At 69.7% G+C, this 20160-nt stretch carries 20 protein-coding genes; 6 read left to right on the forward strand and 14 right to left on the reverse strand.

Annotation, left to right across the window (positions count from 1 at the left end; all coding sequences use genetic code 11):
- Positions 1 to 32: 32 nt before the first annotated feature.
- Genes EV648_RS26510 through EV648_RS26525 form a run of 4 tightly spaced genes read right to left on the reverse strand, consistent with a single transcriptional unit; the run spans position 33 to position 3200 of the window.
- Complete coding sequence (locus EV648_RS26510) at positions 33 to 1406, reverse strand: aldehyde dehydrogenase family protein (RefSeq protein WP_132297267.1); 1374 nt, start codon at positions 1404 to 1406, stop codon at positions 33 to 35.
- A complete protein-coding gene (locus EV648_RS26515; protein WP_132297270.1) occupies positions 1403 to 1816 on the reverse strand; it encodes a cupin domain-containing protein in 414 nt (137 codons plus the stop codon). The genes EV648_RS26510 and EV648_RS26515 overlap by 4 nt, the downstream gene beginning before the upstream one ends.
- A complete protein-coding gene (locus EV648_RS26520) occupies positions 1813 to 2133 on the reverse strand; it encodes a putative quinol monooxygenase (protein WP_132297273.1) in 321 nt (106 codons plus the stop codon). Before EV648_RS26520 ends, EV648_RS26515 begins: the two co-directional genes overlap by 4 nt.
- Positions 2130 to 3200 carry an Ldh family oxidoreductase gene (locus EV648_RS26525; RefSeq protein WP_132297276.1) on the reverse strand — a complete coding sequence of 357 codons (1071 nt, stop codon included), beginning with the start codon at positions 3198 to 3200 and terminating at the stop codon, positions 2130 to 2132. Before EV648_RS26525 ends, EV648_RS26520 begins: the two co-directional genes overlap by 4 nt.
- Before the next feature lie 74 nt (positions 3201 to 3274).
- On the opposite strand from EV648_RS26525, the gene EV648_RS26530 reads away from it, so the two are divergent.
- On the forward strand, positions 3275 to 3931 hold the full coding sequence (locus tag EV648_RS26530) for a GntR family transcriptional regulator (RefSeq protein WP_132297279.1): 657 nt from the start codon (positions 3275 to 3277) through the stop codon (positions 3929 to 3931).
- A 188-nt stretch (positions 3932 to 4119) separates the two neighbouring features.
- Here EV648_RS26530 and EV648_RS26535 read toward each other — a convergent pair whose 3' ends face one another.
- Together EV648_RS26535 and EV648_RS26540 are read right to left on the reverse strand one after the other, a co-directional pair.
- The gene (locus EV648_RS26535; protein WP_132297282.1) at positions 4120 to 4797 is read right to left on the reverse strand and encodes a response regulator; all 678 of its coding nucleotides are present in this window, start codon (positions 4795 to 4797) and stop codon (positions 4120 to 4122) included.
- The gene (locus EV648_RS26540; RefSeq protein WP_199234834.1) at positions 4794 to 6440 is read right to left on the reverse strand and encodes a sensor histidine kinase; all 1647 of its coding nucleotides are present in this window, start codon (positions 6438 to 6440) and stop codon (positions 4794 to 4796) included. The genes EV648_RS26535 and EV648_RS26540 overlap by 4 nt, the downstream gene beginning before the upstream one ends.
- Before the next feature lie 147 nt (positions 6441 to 6587).
- Here EV648_RS26540 and EV648_RS26545 point away from each other — a divergent pair, with 147 nt between their 5' ends.
- The 4 genes from EV648_RS26545 to EV648_RS26560 are packed head-to-tail and all read left to right on the forward strand — an operon-like array spanning position 6588 to position 10022.
- Positions 6588 to 7592 (forward strand): tripartite tricarboxylate transporter substrate binding protein, encoded by a 1005-nt coding sequence (locus tag EV648_RS26545; protein WP_241995615.1) that lies wholly within the window; start codon positions 6588 to 6590, stop codon positions 7590 to 7592.
- Positions 7592 to 8098, forward strand: coding sequence for a tripartite tricarboxylate transporter TctB family protein (locus tag EV648_RS26550; RefSeq protein ID WP_241995616.1), 507 nt, complete (start codon positions 7592 to 7594; stop codon positions 8096 to 8098). Before EV648_RS26545 ends, EV648_RS26550 begins: the two co-directional genes overlap by 1 nt.
- Positions 8098 to 9627 carry a tripartite tricarboxylate transporter permease gene (locus EV648_RS26555; protein ID WP_132297288.1) on the forward strand — a complete coding sequence of 510 codons (1530 nt, stop codon included), beginning with the start codon at positions 8098 to 8100 and terminating at the stop codon, positions 9625 to 9627. The genes EV648_RS26550 and EV648_RS26555 overlap by 1 nt, the downstream gene beginning before the upstream one ends.
- 2 nt (positions 9628 to 9629) lie before the next feature.
- Positions 9630 to 10022, forward strand: coding sequence for a universal stress protein (locus EV648_RS26560; RefSeq protein WP_132297291.1), 393 nt, complete (start codon positions 9630 to 9632; stop codon positions 10020 to 10022).
- A gap of 16 nt (positions 10023 to 10038) precedes the next feature.
- On the opposite strand, the gene proB is transcribed toward EV648_RS26560, so the two are convergent.
- The 7 genes from proB to EV648_RS26595 form a co-directional block, all read right to left on the reverse strand.
- Positions 10039 to 11151: a glutamate 5-kinase gene (gene proB, locus EV648_RS26565; RefSeq protein ID WP_132297294.1), complete on the reverse strand. Its 1113-nt coding sequence runs from the start codon at positions 11149 to 11151 to the stop codon at positions 10039 to 10041.
- A 91-nt stretch (positions 11152 to 11242) separates the two neighbouring features.
- On the reverse strand, positions 11243 to 12886 hold the full coding sequence (gene obgE, locus EV648_RS26570) for a GTPase ObgE (RefSeq protein ID WP_132297297.1): 1644 nt from the start codon (positions 12884 to 12886) through the stop codon (positions 11243 to 11245).
- Positions 12887 to 13069: 183 nt separating this feature from the next.
- Positions 13070 to 13330 carry a 50S ribosomal protein L27 gene (gene rpmA / locus EV648_RS26575; RefSeq protein ID WP_132297300.1) on the reverse strand — a complete coding sequence of 87 codons (261 nt, stop codon included), beginning with the start codon at positions 13328 to 13330 and terminating at the stop codon, positions 13070 to 13072.
- Between the two features lie 12 nt (positions 13331 to 13342).
- Positions 13343 to 13660, reverse strand: a complete 318-nt coding sequence (gene rplU, locus EV648_RS26580; RefSeq protein ID WP_132297739.1) for a 50S ribosomal protein L21 — start codon at positions 13658 to 13660, stop codon at positions 13343 to 13345.
- A 126-nt stretch (positions 13661 to 13786) separates the two neighbouring features.
- On the reverse strand, positions 13787 to 17116 hold the full coding sequence (locus EV648_RS26585; protein WP_132297303.1) for a ribonuclease E/G: 3330 nt from the start codon (positions 17114 to 17116) through the stop codon (positions 13787 to 13789).
- A 146-nt stretch (positions 17117 to 17262) separates the two neighbouring features.
- The gene (locus tag EV648_RS26590) at positions 17263 to 18090 is read right to left on the reverse strand and encodes a TIGR03936 family radical SAM-associated protein (RefSeq protein ID WP_132297306.1); all 828 of its coding nucleotides are present in this window, start codon (positions 18088 to 18090) and stop codon (positions 17263 to 17265) included.
- 67 nt (positions 18091 to 18157) lie between these two features.
- Entirely contained in the window at positions 18158 to 18478 is a 321-nt protein-coding gene (locus tag EV648_RS26595; RefSeq protein WP_132297309.1) for a helix-turn-helix transcriptional regulator, read from the reverse strand.
- Positions 18479 to 18504: 26 nt separating this feature from the next.
- Here EV648_RS26595 and EV648_RS26600 point away from each other — a divergent pair, with 26 nt between their 5' ends.
- The gene (locus EV648_RS26600; protein WP_199234836.1) at positions 18505 to 19527 is read left to right on the forward strand and encodes a zinc-binding dehydrogenase; all 1023 of its coding nucleotides are present in this window, start codon (positions 18505 to 18507) and stop codon (positions 19525 to 19527) included.
- 129 nt (positions 19528 to 19656) lie between these two features.
- Here EV648_RS26600 and EV648_RS26605 read toward each other — a convergent pair whose 3' ends face one another.
- Positions 19657 to 20157, reverse strand: a complete 501-nt coding sequence (locus EV648_RS26605) for a DUF1772 domain-containing protein (protein WP_132297312.1) — start codon at positions 20155 to 20157, stop codon at positions 19657 to 19659.
- Positions 20158 to 20160 lie beyond the last annotated feature (3 nt).

The following is a 20160-nucleotide window of genomic DNA, read 5'->3' on the forward strand; positions in this document are numbered from 1 at the left end:
CCACTCCCCCGCCCACCCGTCTCAAGCGCGGCCTAGGCGACCCAGTAGGTCCTCGTGTTCGTGAACTCGCGGATCCCTGCCGCGGCCAACTCCCGTCCGTAGCCGCTGCGCTTGGTCCCGCCGAACGGCAGCCGCGGGTCCGACGCCACGACCGCGTTGACGAAAGCGGCCCCGGAGGTGATCTGGCGAGCGACCTCAACACCACGCGACGGTGAACCGGTCCAGATGCTGAGCCCCAGCCCGTACTGCGTGGCGTTGGCCAGGGTGATCGCCTCCTCGACATCTGCGGCGACGGCGACCGCGGCCAGCGGGCCGAAGGTCTCCTCGTCGAAGGCAGGCATGCCCGGAGCGGTCCCGGTCAGCACGGTCGGCTCGAAGTAGTACCCGGATCCGTCGATGCTCCCGCCACCGGCGACCAGCACCGCGCCGGCCGCGACAGATTCGTCCACCTGCCGCTGCAAGGCCGCCCGCAGGTCGTCACGAGCCAGGGGGCCGACGGCGACCTCGCGATCGGTCGGATCCCCGACGGCCAGCGCCTTCACGCCCAGCACGAAGCGGTCGATGAACTCGTCGGCGACGGCCGCCTCGACGATGAACCGCTTCGCGCACACGCAACTCTGCCCGGAGTTCGCGAACCGCGCCCGTACGGCGGCCGCCGCGGCAGCCTCGATGTCAGCATCCGCGAGGACCACGAACGCGTCCGATCCCCCGAGCTCGAGTACCGAGCGCTTCGACGCACGACCCGCGGCAGCCCCGACGGCGGCGCCGGCCCGGTTGCTCCCGGTCAGCGTGACCGCGGCGACCCGGTCGTCCGCGATCAACCCCTCGATCGTGGCCGGCACCTCCGGCTCATCCACCACCAGCGTCGTGACGAGGTGTTCGGGGAACCCGGCCTCGACGAACACCCTCTCCAGTTCCAGCGCGAACCCGGTCACGTTCGGCGAGTGCTTCAGCAGTACTCCGTTGCCAGCGGCAAGCGTCGGTACGGCGAACCGGAACACCTGCCAGGCCGGGAAGTTCCACGGCATCACCGCGAGCACCAGCCCGACCGGCTCGTACGCCACCCACGCGCGGACCCCGTCGACCGGGACCTCCTCGTCGGCCAGGATCGCGCCGCCGTTCGCCGCGTAGTACTCGGCCGTGACGGCGGACTTCTCGATCTCGCCCTCGGCCTCCTTGATCGGCTTCCCCATCTCGGCCGTGATCAGCGCTGCCAGCCGTGCGGATTCCGACCGCAGGTGCGCAGCCAGCCGAGTCAGCGCCTGGAGACGGTTCTCGACCGGAGTACGTCCCCAAGCAGCGGCCGCAGCAGAGCCCTGTACTACGGCCTGCTCGATCTGCGCCGGGGTCATCGCCTGGTAGGTGGCGAGCGTGGATCCGTCAGCCGGGTTGATCGTGGTGATCATCGGGTCGTCAGCCCGCCCCGGTCGCTCTCCGAGAGGTGCTCGAAGGTCTCACCGGTGGCTGTGATCGTGCGGGTGACCTCGCGGCCGCCGTACACCCAGTAGATCCGCATCGGCTCGTCGCCGCGGTTGAGGAACCGGTGCGGCACGCCCGCGGGGACCCAGGTCGCCTCGCCGGCCACCAGGTCGAAGCGTTCCCCGTCGATCTCCGCGATCGCGAGGCCCTCGATGATCAGCACGGACTCCTCGACGTTGTGGCTGTGCACGGGCAGGCCGGTGCCGACGGCGAACACGGTCTGCCCGGTGGTGATGCGGTTGTCCTCGGCGTTCCAGCGTCCGACGTACGGGATGGTGACGACGCCGTTGCCGCGGTCGAACGGTACGACCTGGTCGGGACGGATCAGCAGGTTCATCGGTGGGCCTCCGGGCTGTGGTGGTGGAAGAGCCGGCGGGCCAGGGTGTTCACCTGACTGCCGGGCACGACGTGTTCGGCGACGGCCGCGCGCCAGACCTTGAAGTGCGGCGCGGCTCGGTGCGCGTCGACGGCCGCCTCGTCGGTGTAGGTCTCGTGCAGCGTGAAGTGGTGGTCGTCAGCGAGGTCCTGGCTGACGTCGAAGGCCAGGCAACCGGGCTCGTCGGTGAAGGAGCGCTCGGCATTGGTGCGGATGGCGTCGACGAAGGCGTCCAGGTGGCCCGGGACGACCTGCAGCGAGACGGTCAGGGTGATCACGGGAGTTCGACCCCTGTCTCCGCGCTCAGCGTCGCCAGGCTCGCCCAGGTGGCGTCGGTGAGCGTGATGCCGGCGGCGGAGAGTTCGGCGTGATGGCGGTCCTCGAGTTCACCGGGGACGAGGATCTCGTCGGCCCAGGAAGCCTTCTCGGCGGCGCGGGTCGCGTCGACGAGGGCCTCCACCCGTTCGCCGTACTCCGCTGGGTCGGCCATCGCGGCGACATCGATGGTGAGCAGGAGATGACCGGCGCCGCTGGTCGCGTCCGGCTGGTAGGGGCCGGCCACCTCGTCGCCGAACGCGCTGCCGGTGAGCACTCCGGCCAAGACGTCGAACATAAACGAGATGACGTATCCCTTGGGCCCCGCCATCGGGAGGATCAGGCCTTCGATCGCTGCCTGCGGGTCGGTCGTCGGGTTGCCTTCGGCATCGGCCGCCCAGCCCTCAGGGATGTCGGTCCCCCTCTCGGCCGCGAGGTAGACCTTGCCGCGGGCAACCGCCGTGTTGGCGAGGTCCATCACGACTGCGCCGTGCCGCCCGGCGGGAGCCGCGATGGACCAGGGGTTCGTGCCGATGCTCTTGTGCTTGCCGCCCCACGGAGCCATCGCCGGGCTGGCGTTCGTGCAGAGCAGGGCGACGCAGCCGGCTTCTGCCGCCCGGCGGGTGAAGTACGCCGCGGTGCCGAAGTGGCCCGAGTTGCGGACGCCGATGGAGCTCACGCCGAAACGCTTGGCTCGCTCGACACCGAGGGTGACCGCCCGCTCGGTGATGACTTGGCCGATGCCGTGGCCGCCGTCGAGCACGACCAGCGCGCCGGTGTCCCGGACGGTCCTGACCTGGGTGATCTTGCGCATCGCGCCGCTGCGGAGGCGAGCGACGTACCAGGGCAGCCGGAGCATGCCGTGCGAGGCGTGGCCCCAGAGTTCCGCCGTCACCAGGGTGTCGGCGAGCAGGTGGGAGTCCGCGGCCGGGACGCCTTCGGCGCGCAGTACGGCCTGGGTGAAGGCCAGGAGGGCGTCCGGATCCGTCCGCTGGGCGGCGGCGGGCGGGGATGCCGAAAGATGGGCCATGCCTTGCTCCGATCGGGTGCGAGACTGGAGCCAGAGAAGCATACTTGTATACAAGTACGCAAAGGAGAGTTCGTATGACGGACAGAGTGCGGCGCGCGTCGGGCGGTCAGGTCGTGTACGCCGAACTGAAACGGCGCATCCTGTCGCTCGACCTGCCGCCGGGGCGGAGGTTGTTCGAGCCCGAGCTGTCGGCGCAGTTGCGGGTGAGCCGGACGCCGCTGCGGGAGGCGCTGCGGCTGCTGCTCGCGGAGGATCTGCTGGAGCAGTTGCCGACGGGCGGGATGGTGGTTCGCTCACTGTCGGCGGAGGAGATCGACGAGCTGTACACAGTGCGGGCGTCGCTGGAGGGGCTGATGGCGGCGGAGGCGGCCGAGCGGATGACCGACGAGGGCGCCGAGGCGCTGACGCTGCTGGTGGCGCGGAACCAGCGGCTGGTGGAGTTCGCCGACGACGCAATGAACGCCGGCCACGACTTCCACCTGAAGATCGCGGAGATCGCCCGCCACGGCTGGGCCGCCCGCCTCCACGAACAGGTAGACGGCCAGATGGCCCGCTACCGGGCCTTCACCAACTCCTCCCAATCCCGCCGAACAGCCGCCCTCCACGAACACCAGCAAATCCTCGACTCCCTGATAGCCCGAGACGCCCCTCGCGCCCGCGCCCTGGCCGAACACCACGTCCTAGAAGCCCGCAACACAGCCCTAACCGCCATAGGCGAACGCCTCCCCTGACCAGCCCACCCCAAACGCTCAAGCCACGCACAAAGTCGGGCCTCAGCCACACACCCAGGTCACGCGCACCTTGTTGCGGTCCACCGACAGGCGAGTCGCAGACGCTTGCGTGGTCGGCGGGCAGGTCGCTCGCGGGCAGTCATCATCCGCTGGTTTCACGGTCCCCAGTCTTCTGACCTGAAGGCTTGTCAGCGGGGTAATGGGTGGTAGCGGCGTTCGGGGCGGCCGGCGGTGCCGTAGCGGGGGCGCATCTCGGCTCGGCCGATGGTGACGAGGTGTTCCAGGTAGCGGCGGGTGCTGCTGCGGGAGAGGCCGGTGGCTTCGGCGCAGTCGGTGGCTGACAGGCCGTCGTCGGAGGCGTTACCGAGGGCTCGTAGGACCAGGTCGGTGGTTTCCGGGCTGATCCCCTTGGGCGGCGGCACGCGGCCGCTCTGGGTGCGGAAGACCCGGTCCACCTCGTCCTGGTGCGCCTCCGTCAAATGGTGGAGTTCCGCCCAGTGAGCCGCGTAGTCCTCCAGCCGACTTCGAAGAGACTCGATCTCGAACGGCTTCACCAGATACTGGAAGACCCCACCACGCAACGCAGTACGAAGTGTGTCGAGGTCCCGCGCCGCGCTGATCACGATCACGTCCACCGGATAGTCGGCCGAGGATTCGCGGAAGCGGCGCAGTACCTCGAGTCCGCTCATGTCCGGCAGGTAGATGTCGAGCAGCACCAGATCCGGCCGAAGCGTGCGCACTGCGGCGAGTGCCTCGGCACCCGTGCGAGCGGCACCCACCACCTCGAATCCGGGTTGACGCGCGACCACGCTCGAGTGCAACCGGGCGACCATGAAGTCGTCGTCCACGACCAGGACCTGGATCATGCCTGAGCCGCCGTGGCGAGCATCGGCAGCGTGGCGACGAAGACGGCGCCCGAGTCGTTGTGCACCGTCACATCGCCCCCGCGCTTGCGGCAGATCACCCGGACGAGCGCCAGCCCGATCCCATGGTCGTCATCCGACTCGCTGTACTTCGTACTGAACCCGTGCGTGAAGACCCGATGCTGCATCGCACTGTCCACTCCAGGCCCCGAGTCCCGAACCTGGATCCGTACTGCGCCCGCGTGCTCGACCACTTCCACAGCGACAAAGGGATCCCGCGCTCCGGCAGCAGCGTCGAGCGCGTTGTCGACCAGGTTCCCGAGCACCGTGGACACGTCGGTGGCGAGTCGTTCGTCCAGGCGCGGCAGCAAGGTCGCCTGGTCGACGACGAAGCTGACCCCGCGCTCCGCCGCCTGGCTGGACTTCGCGATCAGTAAGGCCGCGACCGCGGGATCCGCCACCCGAGCAGTGACCCCGGCGGTCAGCTCGGTCTGGTCGGCCGCGATGCGCTGGATGTAGCGGCGGACGTCGTCGTACTCCCCCAGTTCGATCAGGCCGCTGACGATATGCAACCGGTTGCTGAACTCGTGAGCCTGCGCGCGCAGGGTGTCGGTGGTATTGCGGGTCAGGTCGAGCTCGCGCTGGAGTTCGAGCAGTTCGGTGCGGTCGCGGAAGGTGGCGACCCAGCCGATGTGGCGCCCGTGGCTGCGGACCGGCATCCGGTTCAGCGTGAGCACTCGCCCGTGCAGCGGCAGGACCCGGTCGGTCGCGGGTTCCGGCCCGTCGAAGATCTCCCCCAGCCGGCCGGTGTCGTCGACCTCGACCAGTGCCCGGCCCGCAGAAGTCAGCGGGATCCCCAGCAGATGCGCCGCCTCGTCGTTGACCATGGTGATCCGCCGCTCGAGATCGACGGCGAGCACGCCCTCCTTGATCCCGTGCAGCAGGGCTTCCCGTTGCTCGACCAGACCGGTGATCTCGCGCGGCTCCAGTCCCAGCGTCTGGCGCTTGACGGTCCTTGCCAGCAGCAACGAGCCGAGTACGCCCAGCAGGCTGGCGATGCCGAGATACGTCAGCAGGTTCGGCGTCGCGGTCGCGAGGTTTGCCAGCAGGGACGGGTACTGGCGGCCGACCGCGACCACTCCGTCGGTCTCGCGGGTCTCCACGTTGATGATCGGCGCCATCGCCAGCGCCGCGCCGGTCTCCTCGTCACGCCCCATCCACGAGCGGCCGAGGAAGGCGTCGGTCTCCTGCAGCCGCGCCACGGAGGTCTGCGGCACGGGATCGGTAGACGCGATGATCCGCCGATCCCGCAGGGCGACCTTCACGTACGTCGAGCCGGAGAAGGTCCGCCCGGACTCCACCACGGACTGCGCCTGGCTGACATAGTCGGGCGCGCCGTCCGAGCCGGTGGCCCCACGTGCTCCGGCTGCGGCGGCCTCGCGGACTCCGGCGGTCACCGCCAGCCGCTCGGCCACGGCGAGCGCACGGCGGCCTTCCGTGTCGCGGAACCGGGCGTTCGACTGAGCCAGCGAAACGGCGGCCACGCCGACGAGGACGATCAGCACGATCAGCAACTGCATGGCCAGCATCCGCCCGGCCAGCGTCCACCGACGCCTGCCCAGGAACGCTCTCCACCTCGCGGTCACGGGTTGATTGTGCGCGGCACCGCCCGATCTGGCCAGCAGGCCGTGAGCACAATGAGCACAACAGAGTTTGCGTTCGTAACGGTGACACCGGATCGGCCCCACGCCACGCTGACGGCACCCGCTCCACCGAAGACCAAGGAGGCCCCCGTGCAAGCACGGACGTGGTTCACCAGTATCACCGCCGCCGTCACCCTCGCCGTCCTGGCGGCCGGCTGCGGCGTCAGCGCCGACGACAACGCCTCCGGCGGAACCAGTTCGGGCCCGGTCGAGGGCCTGCGCATCCTGGTTCCGAACTCCCCCGGCAGTGGTTACGACACGACCGCCCGGGCCGCCGCCAAGGCGATGCAGGACGCGAAGCTCACCGACACCGTCGAGGTGTTCAACACCGCCGGCGCCGGTGGCACGGTCGGCCTGCAGCGGCTGGTGAACGAGAAGGGCAAGGACGACATCCTGATGCAGATGGGGCTCGGCGTCGTCGGGGCCGTCTTCACGAACAAGTCGAAGGCCACCCTGCAGGACACCGTGCCGATCGCCCGGATGGTCTCCGAGGCCGAGGCGATCGTCGTACCGAAGGGTTCGCCGTACACGAGCCTCGAGCAGCTCGTCACCGCCTGGAAGGCGGACCCGGGCAAGGTCCCGGTCGGCGGCGCCTCGAACGCCGGCGGGCCGGACCACCTGACCCCGATGCTGCTGGCGAAGGCGGTCGGAGTACAGCCGAAGTCGGTCAACTACGTCGCGTACGACGGTGGCGGCGAACTGCTGACCGCGATCCTCGGCAAGAAGGTCGCCTTCGCGGCCACCGGGATCGGCGAGGTCGCGGAGCAGGCCAAGTCCGGTGACGTGAAGATCCTCGCGGTGACCAGTGAGCAGCCGGTCGAGGGGATCGACGCGCCCACGCTGAAGAGCCTGGATGTCGACCTGGTGTTCACCAACTGGCGTGGCATCGTCGGCCCGCCCGGGTTGTCGGCGGAGAAGCAGCAGCAGTACAACGAGCTGCTGACCAAGATGCACGAGTCGTCGCAGTGGAAGCAGACGCTGGCCGACCAGGGCTGGACCGATTCCTTCCAGACGGGTGACGAGTTCAAGACCTTCCTCACCTCGGAGAACGACCGGGTCGCCGGCGTACTGCGAGAACTCGGCCTCGTCGCCTGATGAGCACCCCGACCATGAGCACCGTGAAGCAGGGCCGCTCCGAGCTGGGAGTGGCCCTCCTGCTCCTGCTGCTCGGCGGCTGGGCGATGATCGACGCCCTCCGGCTCCCGGAGCTGGAGACGCGGGGGCCGATCGGGCCGAGGACGGTCCCGCTCGCGGTCGGCCTCCTGCTGGTGGTGACCGCGGTCCTGCTCGCCATCGACATCCTGCGGGGCGGCCGGGGCGAGCAGGAGGCCGGTGAGGACGTCGACCTCGCGCACGGCAGCGACTGGCAGACCCTGGGCATGCTGGTGGCCGCCTTCGTCGCGAACATCCTGCTGATCGAGCGGCTCGGCTGGCCGGTCTCAGGGGCGGTGCTGTTCTTCGGCACCACCTACGCGCTGGGCAGTCGGCACCTGCTCCGCAACGCGATCATCTCGATCGCGCTGTCCGTCGGCAGCTGGTACCTCTTCTACCTCGGCCTCGGCATCCACTTACCGGCCGGGATCCTCAAGGGAATCCTCTGATGGACGCGCTCACAGAACTGCTCAACGGGTTCGTCACCGCCGCCCACCCGACCAACCTGCTCTACGCCTTCGTCGGCGTCCTGCTCGGTACTGCGATCGGTGTGCTGCCCGGAATCGGCCCGGCGATGGCGATCGCGCTGCTGCTGCCGCTCACGTACTCGCTGGAGCCGACGCAGGCGTTCATCATGTTCGCCGGCATCTACTACGGCGGCATGTATGGCGGCTCGACCACCTCCATCCTGCTGAACACACCAGGTGAGAGCGCGTCGGTCGTCACCGCGATCGAGGGCAACAAGATGGCCCGCAAGGGCAGAGCGGCGGCAGCGCTGGCCACCGCGGCGATCGGCTCGTTCATCGCCGGTACCATCGGCACGCTCTGCCTGGCCCTGCTGGCGCCCGCGATCGTCCAGCTGGCCGTGAAGATGGGCGCACCGGACTACTTCGCCGTGATGGTGCTCGCCTTCGTCGCTGTCACCACCGTGCTCGGCTCGTCCAAGGTCCGTGGGGTGGCCGCACTCGCGATCGGCCTGCTGATCGGCCTGATCGGGATCGACCCGACGTCCGGCCAGCAACGGCTCACCCTCGGGCTGCCGGAACTTGCCGACGGCATCGATGTGGTCGTGGTGGCGGTCGGGTTGTTCGCGGTCGGCGAGGCGCTGTGGATCGCCGCGCACCTGCGTCGTACGCCGGCCGACATCATCACCGTCGGGGCCGCCCGGATGAGCCGGGAGGACTGGCGCCGGTCCTGGAAGCCGTGGCTTCGCGGTACGGCGATCGGCTTCCCGTTCGGCGCGATCCCCGCGGGCGGCGCCGAGATCCCGACCTTCCTGTCGTACGTCACCGAGAAGAAGCTGAGCAAGCACCCGGAGGAGTTCGGCCACGGTGCGATCGAGGGCGTCGCCGGTCCCGAGGCGACGAACAACGCGTCGGCCGCGGGTGGCCTGGTTCCGCTCCTCACGCTGGGGATCCCGACCACCGCGACCGCCGCGGTGATGCTCGGCGCGTTCCAGAGTTACGGCATCCAGCCGGGCCCACGGCTGCTGGAGACGCAACCCGAGCTGGTCTGGGGCCTGGTGGCCAGCCTGTTCATCGGCAACGCGATCCTGCTGGCGCTCAACCTCCCGCTCGCCCCGATCTGGGCCAAGCTGCTGCGGATCCCCCGGCCGTACCTGTACGCCGGCATCCTGTTCTTCGCCAGCATCGGCGCGTACGCCGCCAACCTGTCCACCTTCGACCTGTGGCTGCTGCTCCTGCTCGGTGCACTCGGCTTCGCGATGCGCCGGTTCGGGCTGCCCGTCGTACCGGCGATCATCGGGATCATCCTCGGGCCGGTCGCCGAGGAGCAGCTGCGGCGCGCGCTGCAGATCAGCGACGGCCAGCTGAGCGGCCTCTACGACACCTGGTTCTCCAAGACCGTGTACTTCGTCATCCTGCTGGTGCTGGTGGTTCCGCCCGTGGTGAACTCGGTGCGGAAGCGGCGTAAGCCGACGGACCGGGAACTCCAACCCTCTGAGCGAGCGGGAGACTGATCGTGGCGATCATCGTCGGGTACGTGCCGACTCCTGAAGGCGTGGCCGCGTTGGAGAGCGCGATCGACGAGGCGCAACGCCGGCATCAGCGGCTGGTCGTGGTGAACTCCTCGCGCGGCGAGTCCCTGGTCGACAAGCGGTTCGCCTCCGGCACCGAGTGGCAGTCGGTGGAGGAGCGGCTCACCGCGTCGGGCGTCGACCACGAGCTGACGCAGCTGGTGGAGAGCAAGGATGCGGCCGACCAGATCCTCAAGCTGGCGAGCGAACTGAACGCGGAACTGATCGTGATCGGCCTGCGCCGCCGCACGCCCGTCGGCAAACTCCTGCTCGGCAGCCAGGCGCAAACCATCCTGCTCGAAGCAGAATGCCCTGTCCTGGCGGTGAAAAGCAGCTAGTGCCTGGTGCTGGCCGCTAGAGCAGGACGAGGTCGTCGCGGTGGACGACTTCACGCTCGTACGCCGCGCCGAGCTCGCGGGCCAGGTCCCGGGTCGAACGGCCCAGGAGTTCCGGGAGCTCGGCGGCGTCGTAGTTGACCAGGCCACGCGCGATCACCACACCGGCCGGTGACACCAGGTCGACGGGATCGCCCGCGGAGAAGGTCCCCTCGACGCCGCTGATCCCCGCGGGGAGCAACGAAGTACGGCGTTCGGTGACTGCCCGGACGGCACCTTCGTCCAACTGGAGGCGGCCCTGTCCCGAGGTCGCGTGGGCGAGCCAGAGCAGCCGGGTCTTGCGGCGGCGGCCGGTCGGGTGGAACAGCGTGCCGACCGGATCACCGCGGAGCGCCTCGCCGACGTGTCCGGCAGAGGTCAGCACGACCGGAATCCCTGCCTCGGTGGCGATCGCGGCCGCCTCGACCTTCGTCTGCATACCGCCCGTGCCGACGCCGGACGAGCCGGTACGCCCGATCTTCAGCCGGGCCAGGTCCGCCGGACCACGGACATCCGTCAGCATCGTGGTGCCAGGCTTGCGCGGATCCCCGTCGTACAGGCCGTCCACGTCGGACAGCAGGACGAGCAGATCCGTGTGGACGAGGTGGCTGGTGAGCGCGGCCAGGCGGTCGTTGTCGCCGAACCGGATCTCCGTGGTGGCGACGGTGTCGTTCTCGTTCACGATCGGTACGACACCGAGCTCCAGCAGGCGGGCGAAAGTCCTGTAGGCGTTGCGATAGTGGCTGCGCCGGGTGACGTCGTCAACGGTCAGCAGCACCTGACCGACGCGGAGTCCGTGCGCGGCGAAGGCGTCGCTGTAGCGGGCCATCAGCAAACCCTGGCCGACCGACGCCGCGGCCTGCTGGGTGGCGAGATCCCGCGGACGCGAGCGCAGTCCCATCGGGGCCAGGCCGGCTGCGATCGCACCGGACGAGACCAGCACGACCTCGGTGCCCTCGACCCGACGAGCCGCCAGGGCGTCGACGAGCAGGCGAAGGCGTTCCAGGTCGATCCTGCCGCGCTGGGTCAGTGACGACGACCCGACCTTGACCACGATCCGCGCTGCGTCGACAACCTCCGCGCGCCGCTTCATGAGCTCTCCCGCATCATGCTTCCTACGATCCCGTAGTGAGTCGGTCAGATCCCCCGCAGTCCACATACCGGCTCAGGTGCGCGCCGCCGCGTCATGCGTCCTGGTTGCTGCTCTCGGCTTCGATGTCGATGTCCTGGCCGGCCCTGAAGAGCCGCTCGGCCTCGAGCTCCCGAGCAGCCTCCAGCTCGCGGGCTTCCTTGCGCGCGAGCCTCTCGGCGGCCTTCTGGGCCGCCTTCGCCTCGGCCGGCGACAGGTCGACCTCGTCCGCGATCCAGCCCTTGCCGTACTCCGACAGGTCCACCGGGCGCTCGATCTCGCCGGACCTGAGCGCGTGGTACTTCTCGTCCTTGTCCTTGCGGCGCTGCGCGGCCGGGCGGTCCTCCTCCAGCCGGTGGTCCTCACCACGCCGGGCGAGGATCTCCGCACCGGCCTGGACCTCCGGCGCGAAGTCGAAGACGACCGCGTTCGGGCCGTCGCCGATGATCACGTCGTCGCCCTCCATCGCGCCCAGCTCGAGCAGTTCGCGCTCGACGCCGAGCCGGTTCAGCCGGTCGGCCAGGTAGCCGGTGGCCTCGGCGTTGCCGAAGTCGGTCTGCCGGACCCAGCGCTCGGGCTTCTCGCCCTGGATCAGCCAGCCGCCCTCCGGGGTCGTCCGGATCTTGAACTCGGACCCGCCGGTGGCCTGCGGCCGGATGATGATCCGGGTGGTGTCCGGCTTCTCGGCCTCCGCGCGCCGCTTGGCGACCAGCTCGGCCATCGCGAACTTCAGCCCGTCCAGGCCTTCGTGGCTCGCGGTCGAGATCGAGAACACGGTGAAGCCGCGCTGCTCGAGCTCGGCCGTCACCATCTCGGCGATCTCCTTGGCGTCTGGCACGTCCACCTTGTTCAGCGCGACCAGCCGCGGCCGGTCGTCCAGCCCGCCGTGCGCCGTCAGCTCGGCCTCGATCGTGTCAAGGTCGGTGAGCGGGTCACGGCCCGGCTCGTAGGTAGCGCAGTCGATCACGTGCACCAGCGCGGCACACCGCTCGACGTGCCGCAGGAAGTCGTGTCCGAGCCCGCGTCCCTCGCTCGCGCCCTCGATCAGGCCCGGTACGTCGGCGACGGTGAAGGTGGTCTCACCGGCCACAACGACGCCCAGGTTCGGGATCAGGGTGGTGAAGGGGTAGTCCGCGATCTTCGGCCGGGCGCGGCTGATCGACGCGACCAGCGACGACTTGCCCGCGCTCGGGAAGCCGACCAGGCCGATGTCCGCGACGACCTTGAGCTCGAGGACGACCGTGCGCTCCTCGCCGTCCTCGCCGAGCAGGGCGAAACCAGGGGCCTTGCGGCTGGAGCTGGCGAGTGCCGCGTTGCCGAGGCCACCCTTGCCGCCCTGGGCCGCGACGAACTCCGCGCCGGGGCCGACGAGGTCCGCCAGCACCTCGCCTTCCGGAGTACTGACGACGGTGCCGTCCGGGACGGGCAGCACGACGTCGCCGCCCTTGCTGCCGGCCTGGTGGTCACCCTTGCCCTGGGCACCGTTCGTGGCGGAGCGGTGGGCGGAGCGGTGGTAGTCGACCAGCGTGGTCAGGTCCGGGTCGACGCGCAGGATGATGCTGCCGCCGTCACCGCCGTTGCCCCCGTCGGGACCGCCGAGCGGCTTGAACTTCTCCCGGTGCACCGAGGCGCAGCCGTTTCCGCCGTTGCCACCGGTGACGTGCACCGTGACCCGGTCGACAAAGCTGGGGATCGCCATCGGTATCTACTTCCTGCTGAATCGGTTGCTGCTCTGACTGCCGTACTGCGTACCGCCGGTACCGCGCCGCGGTGGGAAACCGTTGCCGCAGTACCCCTTACACAGCCGAAGGGCGGGTCGCGCTATTCCGCGACCCGCCCTTCGGCAACTACTGCAAAGGCTTCGAAACTCCGGGTGGCGGTGTTACTCCGCCGGGGCCGGGACGATGTTGACGACGCGACGTCCACGACGGACGCCGAACTCGACCTTGCCCTCGGCAAGCGCGAACAGCGTGTCGTCGCCGCCACGGCCCACCAGGTTGCCCGGGTGGAAGTGGGTGCCACGCTGGCGGACGATGATCTCGCCGGCGTTGACCAGCTGACCGCCGAAGCGCTTCACGCCGAGCCGCTGCGCGTTGGAGTCGCGACCGTTACGGGTCGACGCTGCTCCCTTTTTGTGTGCCATGTCTGTCTCAGCTCACTTCTTCTTGGCGTCGATCGCGGTGATCTTGACCTGGGTGTAGTGCTGGCGGTGCCCCTGGCGCTTGCGGTAACCGGTCTTGTTCTTGTACTTGAGGATGTGGATCTTCGGGCCCTTGGTGCGGCCGAGAACCTCAGCTGAAACGGCCACCTTGGCCAAGGCGGCAGCATCGGCCGTCACGGTGTCGCCATCGACGACGAGGACTGCGGGCAACGACACCGTGTCGCCGACCTGATCAGTCAGGCTGTCGATCTCGATGACATCGCCGACGGCGACCTTCTGCTGGGTGCCGCCACTGCGCACGATCGCGTACACCGTGGATCTCACTCTCTGTTTGTTCGGAAGTCTTAAGGGGCCTGCACAGACCTACTGCGGCCCACACAAAGGAGGCACGCGAGACGCGCGCCGAAGGACAAGAATACGGCGCGCGTCACGAGTGGGTCAAACCGGGGTGGACTCCAGCTCCGGAGCGCTCACTCCGGCGTCGGATCCGTTGTTGCCTGCATCACTGTCACCGCTGTCGTCCGCCTTGGCACGACTACGGCCACCACGCCGGCGGCGAGTACTGCCACCGCGCCCGGAACCGTTCTGCTGAGCCTTCTCAGCCCCAGCCTCGGCACCGTCCCCAGCAGCACCCTCAGAACCCTCCTGAGCCTGCGCTGCGGAAGCCTGGTCACCCTGCGAGTGGTCGTCCTGCGGGCGCTCACCCTGCGACTGGTCGCTCGGCGAGCGATCAGCCTGATCCTGGTCACCGTGCGAGCGGTCGCTCTGGGCCCGGTCACCCTGGGCCTGGTCGCTCTGGGCCTCGGCGTTGGTGACGCTGGAGGCTGCGGCGATCTGGGCCAGGCGCTGGGCGGCGTCATGGCTGTGCTGCTCGGTCTCGGGCAACTCGTCCGGCCCGTCGCCACGACCACGGCCCTTGCCACGGTTGCGGCTGCGGGAGCTCTTCTTTGCGACCTCGCCGTCACTCGTCTGGTCGGCGTGCGACTGCTGCTGCCCGCGGTTGCGTCCGTCGTCCTGCCGGCGGCGGGACTCCTTCGGCTCGTCGTGCAGGATCAGCCCGCGCCCACCGCAGTGGTCGCAGTTCTCGCTGAACGCCTCGAGCAGACCGGTACCGATCCGCTTGCGGGTCATCTGGACCAGACCCAGCGAGGTCACCTCGGCGACCTGGTGCTTGGTCCGGTCGCGGCCCAGGCACTCCACCAGCCGGCGCAGTACCAGGTCCCGGTTCAGCTCCAGCACCATGTCGATGAAGTCGATCACGATGATGCCGCCGATGTCGCGCAACCGGAGCTGCCGGACGATCTCCTCTGCCGCCTCCAGGTTGTTCTTGGTGACGGTCTCCTCGAGGTTTCCGCCGGAGCCGGTGAACTTGCCGGTGTTGACGTCGACCACCGTCATCGCTTCGGTCCGGTCGATGATCAGCGAGCCACCCGACGGCAGCCAGACCTTGCGGTCCAACGCCTTCTTGATCTGCTCGTCGATCCGGTAGTTCGAGAAGACGTCACCGTCACCGGACCACTTCTCCACCCGGTCGGCCAGGTGCGGGGCGACGTCGGAGACGTACTCCTTGACCTGGTCGAAGGCGTCGTCACCGGAGATGACGAGCTTGGTGAAGTCCTCGGTGAACAGGTCGCGGACCACCCGGATCAGCAGATCCGGCTCGCCGTGCAGCAACTGCGGCGCCTGGCCGGACTTCGACTTCTTCTCGATGTCCTCCCAGTAGGTCTGCAGCCGCCTGACGTCAGCGGTCAGTTCATCCTCGGTGGCGCCCTCGGCCGCGGTGCGCACGATCACGCCCGCCTCGTCCGGGACGATGTCCTTGAGGATGCCCTTCAGGCGGTTCCGCTCGGTGTCGGGCAGCTTGCGGCTGATCCCGCCGTTGCCCCCGCGCGGCACGTACACGACGTACCGGCCGGGCAGGCTGATCTGGTTGGTCAGCCGGGCGCCCTTGTGGCCGATCGGGTCCTTGGTCACCTGGACCAGGACCGCCTGGCCGGACTTGAGCACCGACTCGATCTTGCGCGGGCCGTTGCCGCCGCCGAGCGTGTTCCAGTCGACCTCACCGGCGTACAGCACGGCGTTGCGGCCCTTGCCGATGTCGATGAACGCGGCCTCCATGCTGGGCAGCACGTTCTGCACCCGGCCGAGGTACACGTTGCCGATCAGCGAGACCTGCTCCTCCTGGGCGACGTAGTGCTCGACCAGGACGTTGTCCTCGGAGACGGCGATCTGGGTCAGGTCGCCGCGGGCGCGGATCACCATCGTCCGCTCGACCGACTCGCGCCGGGCCAGGAACTCGGCCTCGGTGACGATCGGCGCGCGCCGGCGGCCGGCGGCGCGACCCTCGCGGCGGCGCTGCTTCTTCGCCTCCAGCCGGGTCGATCCCTCGACCGCGGTGATCTCGTTCGAGATGGTCTTGCTGCGCGGCTCACGGACCCGTACGACGGTCTCGTCCGGGTCGTCCGGCGCCGAGCCCGGGTCCTCGCCCTTGCGGCGGCGACGGCGACGGCGGCGGCGCGACGAGGAGCCGGAGCCCTCCGTCTCGTCCTCGGGCTCATCGGACTGGCCGTGCTCGTCGGTGTCGTCCTGCTGGTCGTCGGACTCCTCCGAGTCCTCGTCCTGCTCTTCAGCGCTGTCGTCGGAACCGTCGGCGTCACCGGACTTGCGGCGGCGACGGCCTCCGCGGCGACGGCGGCGGCGACGGGTGCCCTCGCCACCTTCCTCGCCGTCGTTCTCGTCGGCTTCGGCGGCGTGGTCCTCGTCGGTGTCCTCGTCAGCCTCGGTGTTGTGGGCTTCCTCGATCACCGGCTCGGCGCGGTCTGCCGCTACCTCTTCGGCATCCCGGCTGCGACGGCTACGGCGACGGCGGGTGCTGCTCGGCTGCTCGTCGGCAGCGACCCCGGTCGTCTCGGCGACGACCTCAGGCGCGTCGGTGACGGCCGCCTGCTCGTTCGCCGCGGTCTCGGCCGCGCCGGAGCGCCGCCTGGTGCGCCGACCGGAGGGCGCCTCGGCAGGAGTGGCCTCGACCGGGCTGGTGGCTGCAGCCTGGGCAGGAACATCGACCGGCGCCTGGAACAGCACGGCAGCGGCGGCAGGTGCACGGCGACGACGCCGCGACCCACCCTCAGCAGGCTCAGCCTGAGTGGACTCGGCCTGGACGTTGGCCTGGGCAGCAGCCTCAGCGGCGGCGGCGAGCTCTTCCTCGGTCAGCTCTTCCTCGGCGACGTCCGCGGAAGCCACCGGGCCATCGCTGACCGGGTTGTCAGAGGTCAGCAGGTCGGCCTGCGGCGCGGCCGCGGCCTTCTTGCTGGTCCGCCGACGAGTCGTCTTCTTGGCCGGCGCAGCGGAGGCGTCGGAGCCACCCTGAGCGGCCGAGTCGGCGCTGGATTGCACCGGGCCGGCGTCGGCGAGGCTGGTCGACCCAGTGGCGGACTCCACGGCGGTGGCGTCCTCGGAGGCGTCGAGCAGGCTGTCCTGGCCGCTGTTGCGGGCGGCGGCCTTCTTGGCCGGGCGCTTGGCGGCCGCCTTCTTCGCCGGGCGCTTGGCGGCCGCCTTCTTCGCCGGGGCGGGTGCCGGATCGGCGGCCTCGGCGTCTGCTTGGGTGCTGATCGCGGTGTCGGCGTCAGCGGGGGCGGTCTGCGCAGCGGCCTTCTTGGTCGTGCGCTTGCGGACCGTCTTCTTGGCAGCGGCCTTCTTGGCAGGCGGCTGCGTGGGGGCGGTGGCAGCCGGTTCGGCTGCCTCGGTGGTGTTCGGCTCGTTGTCGAGCATGCAGTGCGGGTCTCCTCAGGCCCTCCGGCGCATCCTGCGACCCCTGTCACGGGTCCGGCGCAGCCAGAAAGCGGTCTCGGTCTCGCCGATCCCGCAGTGTCAGCCGGTCCGGCGGAAGCCATCTGGATCCGCTCCCCCGGCGCTCGTCAGGGCGCAGATGGAGCGGCGGCGTCGCCCTCCGCTACATGCGTCTGGTGGTCGACCGCCTGGCCGGTCGCGGTCGCCTGGGTGGCGTCGCGGTCACGAGCGAGCGGATCGTCCACAGTGCCGGTGGCCGCGATGAGCGGGCCCTGGGCGAGCCTGGTCAGAAGAGCCGGGCCCGTCACCGGAAGCGTCGCTACTTCGAGCACGCCGGCGAGAACGTCGTCGGGTCTCACGGCCGGGGTTCCGTGCCGTAACACCACTTGCAGTATCGCACACGTCTCAACCGGCGCCGGTTCACTGCCGACCGCGAGTCGGAGAACGGCGTCCCGACAGTCGAACGAGCGAGGACCCCGTTTGGTCATGCGCTCGACGATGATTTCCTCCCGGGCGAGGAACGCATCGACCGCCTGCTGGGCGTCGGCCGGATCCACGCCGGGCAAAGCGATCAGCCACTCACTGGCCTCCAGCTGCTCCGCGAGCGACCTGGCGCCGGCGACCACCACCTCGACGATGTCCAGCCCGGTCGGCAGCGCCTCGTCCAGGTCCGCGCGGACCTGCTCAGGGTCACGCTCGTGTGTGAGCGAGATCTCCAGGTATTCCGCCTCTGAGGCGGCCCCGGTCGGCGCGGCACCGGCGTACGAGATCTTCGGATGCGGGCTGAAACCGTGCGAGAAGGCGACCGGCAGCTCGGCGCGCCGGACCGCGCGCTCGAAGGCGCGCTGGAAGTCGCGGTGCGAGGTGAAGCGCAGCCGTCCCCGCTTGGCGAAGCGGATCCGCAACTTCTGCACGGCGGGAAGCTGCTGGGACGGCGGAGCCTGAACTGGTGCCACGAGCGCCATTCTGGCAGTTCCGCCGCGACGCGACTCATTCCGGGGCGGGACCCAATCCGCGGCGGACTCAGTCCAGGGCGACCTGGAGCACAGTGTCGATGAGGTTGGGGAAGCGGGATTCCAGGTCGGCGTGACGGAGGGTGGTCCAGCGCCGGTTGCCTTCCTCGCGCTGGTGGATGACGCCGGCTTCGCGGAGGACGCGGAAGTGGTGGGTGAGGGTGGACGGTGCCACCGAGACCGGGAAAGTGCCGCACGCGCGCTCGACGTCCTCGCGCAGGGTCCGGACGATCGTCAGCCGGGTCGGGTCCGCGAGGGCGTGCAGGACCTCGTAGACGGTCAGGTCCCCGGCATCGGGGTGGACCAGGGCCGGGCGCCGCGAGTTCGCCATCAAATTCCTTTCGACGATCGTCGTACATGAGCGTAGTCTCGAACTCGACGTACGACGATCATCGAAAGGAATTCGTGATGCGCGCGCTGCTGTTCGACCGACCCGCTCCCGATGCGTCCACCACCCGGGTGGTGGACTTGGAAAGCCCTCTCCCCGGGTCTGGCGAGGTGGCGATCGACGTCCGGGCGGCGGGGGTGAACTTCATCGACGTGATGGCTCGGCGGGGTGATCCGGGGTACGCGACCGGGTGGCCGTTCGTGCCTGGGCTGGAGGTCGCGGGCACGGTTCGCGCACTCGGCGCAGGTGTCGACGGACCTGCCGTCGGTACGCCGGTCGCCGCGTTCACGGGGTCCGGCGGGCTCGCGGAGGTCGCCCTGGTGCGGGCCGAACTGGTGGCGGCGATTCCGGAGGGCCTCTCGTTCGAGCAGGCGGCTGCCGCGCCGGGCACGCTCACCACGGCCGCCCTACTGCTCAACCGCCTTCAACCTGGTGAGTCGGTGCTCGTCCACTCGGCCGCGGGTGGCGTCGGCCAGGCGCTGGCGTCGCTCGCGCGGCTGCGCGGTGCCGGCCTCCTGCTCGGCACGGTCGGCGGGGCCAGCCGGGTCCAGGCCGCGGAGAAGGCCGGGTACGACGCAGCGATGGTTCGTGGTGACGGGTTGGTCGACGCCGTGCGCGAGCGGACCGGCGGTCAGGGCGTCGACCTGATCCTCGATCCGCAGGGCACGGAGTGGCTCGACACCGATCTGGACCTGGTCGCGCCGGGCGGTCGGATCGTGTTGTTCGGCAATGCTGGTGGCACTCCGCTTGCTCCCCTGGCGCTTGGACCGTTGTTCGGCGGGAACGCGTCGGTCGGCGGGTTCAGCATCCGTGGGTACTCCACCAAGGCGCCGCACCTGGTGGCTGCGGCCCTCACGGATGTGCTCGGCAAACTCGCAGAGGGCGCGCTGACCGTTGACCCGACGGTTGTTGACGGCCTCGACCGTGCCGCCGAGGCCCAGCAGGCCTTGGCGGACGGCCGCGGCGACGGGAAGTACGTCGTACGGCTCTAGGTGTAGCCGGGTACCGCTCTGGCGTACCCGGCCGGGACTTTGGTGACACCTAGGCCCGGTGGCGATGGCGGCGCTGTTTGTGGGGGTGCTGTTCGGACCCGGCGGCACCGGCGTGCTGGCCGAGTGCGCCTAGGGCTGGGTGGCGGATTTGCCGGTTAGGTAGAGGGACCAGGCGAGAAGGCCGAAGGCGACTGTGCTGAGGACGGATCGGATCAGGTTGTAGGAGCTCCACCGGGCCTCGTTGAACGCGGTGCGGGCGGCGGTGACGTCGATGGTGTCGGGGTCACCGGCCGCCTTGAGCGCGTCGTTCAAAGGGACGTTGATGGCGATCGTGATGATCACCGTGATCAGGTTGAGCACAAAGGCGATCGCGATCCACGCCAGCGCGTCCTCCCCGAGGCTCAGCAGTCCGGCGACGAGCGTGAGAACCAGGGAGCCGAGGAACCCCAAGCCCAGGAACAACGGGTTGAGGATCGCCCGGTCGACCGCCTGGAACGCCCCGACGAAGGTCTTGTCGTCGGTCTTCCCCAGCCCGGGCATGAAGGCATTCGAATAGATCACGTACACCCCCGCCATGAGCCCGGTGGTGAGGGCCGCCGCCAGCAGAAGGGCCACTCGCAGTCCGTTCATGTC

Origin of the sequence: Kribbella sp. VKM Ac-2568, from assembly GCF_004345365.1 — a bacterium.
Lineage (GTDB): Bacteria > Actinomycetota > Actinomycetes > Propionibacteriales > Kribbellaceae > Kribbella > Kribbella orskensis.

Bases quoted from the DNA above. Each gene is read 5' to 3' on its own strand.
- EV648_RS26510 (WP_132297267.1), bottom strand. From the start codon at position 1,406: ATGATCACCACGATCAACCCGGCTGACGGATCCACGCTCGCCACCTAC.
- EV648_RS26515 (WP_132297270.1), bottom strand. From the start codon at position 1,816: ATGAACCTGCTGATCCGTCCCGACCAGGTCGTACCGTTCGACCGCGGC.
- EV648_RS26525 (WP_132297276.1), bottom strand. From the start codon at position 3,200: ATGGCCCATCTTTCGGCATCCCCGCCCGCCGCCGCCCAGCGGACGGAT.
- EV648_RS26530 (WP_132297279.1), top strand. From the start codon at position 3,275: ATGACGGACAGAGTGCGGCGCGCGTCGGGCGGTCAGGTCGTGTACGCC.
- EV648_RS26535 (WP_132297282.1), bottom strand. From the start codon at position 4,797: ATGATCCAGGTCCTGGTCGTGGACGACGACTTCATGGTCGCCCGGTTG.
- EV648_RS26550 (WP_241995616.1), top strand. From the start codon at position 7,592: ATGAGCACCCCGACCATGAGCACCGTGAAGCAGGGCCGCTCCGAGCTG.
- EV648_RS26555 (WP_132297288.1), top strand. From the start codon at position 8,098: ATGGACGCGCTCACAGAACTGCTCAACGGGTTCGTCACCGCCGCCCAC.
- proB (WP_132297294.1), bottom strand. From the start codon at position 11,151: ATGAAGCGGCGCGCGGAGGTTGTCGACGCAGCGCGGATCGTGGTCAAG.
- obgE (WP_132297297.1), bottom strand. From the start codon at position 12,886: ATGGCGATCCCCAGCTTTGTCGACCGGGTCACGGTGCACGTCACCGGT.
- rpmA (WP_132297300.1), bottom strand. From the start codon at position 13,330: ATGGCACACAAAAAGGGAGCAGCGTCGACCCGTAACGGTCGCGACTCC.
- EV648_RS26585 (WP_132297303.1), bottom strand. From the start codon at position 17,116: ATGCTCGACAACGAGCCGAACACCACCGAGGCAGCCGAACCGGCTGCC.
- EV648_RS26595 (WP_132297309.1), bottom strand. From the start codon at position 18,478: ATGGCGAACTCGCGGCGCCCGGCCCTGGTCCACCCCGATGCCGGGGAC.
- EV648_RS26600 (WP_199234836.1), top strand. From the start codon at position 18,505: ATGAGCGTAGTCTCGAACTCGACGTACGACGATCATCGAAAGGAATTC.
- EV648_RS26605 (WP_132297312.1), bottom strand. From the start codon at position 20,157: ATGAACGGACTGCGAGTGGCCCTTCTGCTGGCGGCGGCCCTCACCACC.